Genomic DNA, 2,164 nt, shown 5'->3' with positions numbered 1-2,164 from the left:
CTTTCTGGACACGGCCGAGCAGATGGCGCGCAACCTCGCGCAGTCGCACGAGGAACTGCGCGCGGTGGCCGGGCGCCAGGCGCGCACCGTGACGCTCACCACGGGCCGCACGCTGGCCCGCACCGTGGTGGCCGACCTGCTGGTGCGGCTGCGCCCGGTGATGAAGGACTGCGAGCTGTGCATCCTGACCCGCGCGCTGGCCGACACCGTGGCCCTGCTGGAGCGCGGCGAGGCGGATTTTTCCATCGCCTACCACCACCCGGCGCTGGCCATCCGGCTGGATGCGCGCCAGTTCTCGCACATCACGCTGGCCTCGGACCGGCTGGTGCCGGTGTCGCGCGCCACGGCGCAGGGCGCGGCGCTGCACCCGCTGGCGGGCGCGGGCCCCATTCCCTACCTGGCCTACGCGCGCACGCTGGCGCTGGGCCGGCTGGTGGAGGACCAGCTGGCGCACCACCCGGTCACGCAGCGCCTGCAGCGCACGGTGGAGTGCGACTCGGCCGATGCGCAATACGAATACGTGCACAAGGGCCTGGGCGTGGCCTGGCTGCCGTGGTCCATGGTGCATGCCGACTGCAAGGCCGGCCGGCTGGCCAAGGCGGGCGACCGCAGCATGGAGGCGAAGTTCGACGTGCGGCTGTACCGGCCCAAGCGCCGGCTGAGCACGCAGGCCGAGGCGATCTGGCACGCCATCGCCACGCGGTGACGGCCCGCGCCGGCATCGGGTTCGCCCCCTTGGCGCCCGCGTGCCGAAACAGCACCATGGCGTGCCGACTCGGCACCCCCGCGCCCTGCCTGCCTTCGCACAATCGGCCCACACCCCACCAGGAGACTCCGATGCATGCCCACCCCGCCTTCCGCCGCACGCTTTTGCTGTGCGGCCTCGCCCTGCTGGCCGCCGGCCCCGCCGCCGCGCAGGACAGCTACCCGAGCAAGCCCATCACCATCGTCGTCGGCTACCCGCCCGGCGGCAGCACCGACCTCACCGGGCGCACGGTGGCGCAGGAACTGGGCGCGCGCCTGGGCGTGCCGGTGGTGATCGAGAACGTGGGCGGCGCCGGCGGCGCCATCGGCGCGCAGAAGGTGGCCAGCGCCGCGCCGGACGGCTACACGCTGCTCGTGGGCGCGAGCAACGAGATCGCCATCAACAAGCTGGTGACCAAGAAGGTCAAGTACGACGTGAAGGACTTCACCGCCATCGGCGTGATCGCCTCGCAGCCCCTGGTGCTGGTGGCCTCCACCGGCTCGGGCGTGAAGAACGCGGCCGAGTTCACGCAGCGCGTGTCCAGGAACCCCGGCAAGTACAGCTACGGCAGCTCGGGCGTGGGCACCTCGCTGCACCTGGCGGGCGAGATGGTCAAGGAGCAGGGCAAACTGTTCATGACGCACATCCCCTACCGCGGCGTGGCCCCGCTCACCAACGACCTGCTGGGCAACAACCTGGAGTTCGGCGTGTTCGTGCTCTCCAGCGGCCTGCCCCACATCAAGAGCGGCAAGGTCGTCGCGCTGGGCACGACCGAGGCCAAGCGCTCGGCCATCACGCCCGACATTCCCGCACTGGCCGAGCTGCCGCAGTACAAGAACGTGGACATCGGCGTGTGGTTCGCCCTGATGGGCCCGGCCAAGCTGCCCAAGCCCGTGCACGACAAGCTCAAGAAGGCGCTGAACGAGGCGCTGCAGTCGCCCGACTTCCGCAAGAAAATGGAAGCCTCCGGCTCGACGGTGGCCTCCACCAGCCTGAACGCCGACCAGTTCATCGCCTCGGAAGTGGCCAAGTACCAGAAGATCGTCGAATTCGCCAAGATCGAGGAGTGACCTTGATGCCCCGGACCTTCGCACTCACCGCCCCCGACCTCACGCCCTGGCGCGCCGGCAACACCGGCACCGAAGGCGTGTGGCACTTCGATTCCGGCCTGCCCGGCCGCCATGTCCTCATCAGCGCCCTGGTGCACGGCAACGAGCTGTGCGGCGCCTGGGCGCTGCAGGGCCTGCTGGCGGCGGGGCTGCGCCCGCAGCAGGGCGCGCTCACGCTGGCGTTCTGCAACCTGGAGGCCTTCGACCGCTTCGATCCGGCCGACCACGACGCCTCGCGCTTCACCGACCAGGACATGAACCGCCAGTGGACCGACGAGCGCATGGAGGCGGGCGACACGCGCGAGCGCCG

At 70.9% G+C, this 2,164-nt stretch carries 3 protein-coding genes; all 3 read left to right on the top strand.

The window, feature by feature from the left end; all coding sequences use genetic code 11:
* Positions 1–706, top strand: a 706-nt coding sequence (locus AC27KI_RS23255; RefSeq protein ID WP_487116073.1) for a substrate-binding domain-containing protein, incomplete at its 5' end; no start/stop codon positions are given.
* A 131-nt stretch (positions 707–837) separates the two neighbouring features.
* On the top strand, positions 838–1,815 hold the full coding sequence (locus tag AC27KI_RS23250; protein ID WP_284406536.1) for a Bug family tripartite tricarboxylate transporter substrate binding protein: 978 nt from the start codon (positions 838–840) through the stop codon (positions 1,813–1,815).
* Between the two features lie 5 nt (positions 1,816–1,820).
* On the top strand, positions 1,821–2,164 hold a 344-nt coding region (locus AC27KI_RS23245), incomplete at its 3' end, for a M14 family metallopeptidase (protein ID WP_487116071.1).

The sequence above is a fragment of the Acidovorax sp. KPB24-03 genome (assembly GCF_057546605.1).
Note: the sequence above shows the minus strand (reverse complement) of the source record. Positions and strands in the feature narration are given on the sequence as shown.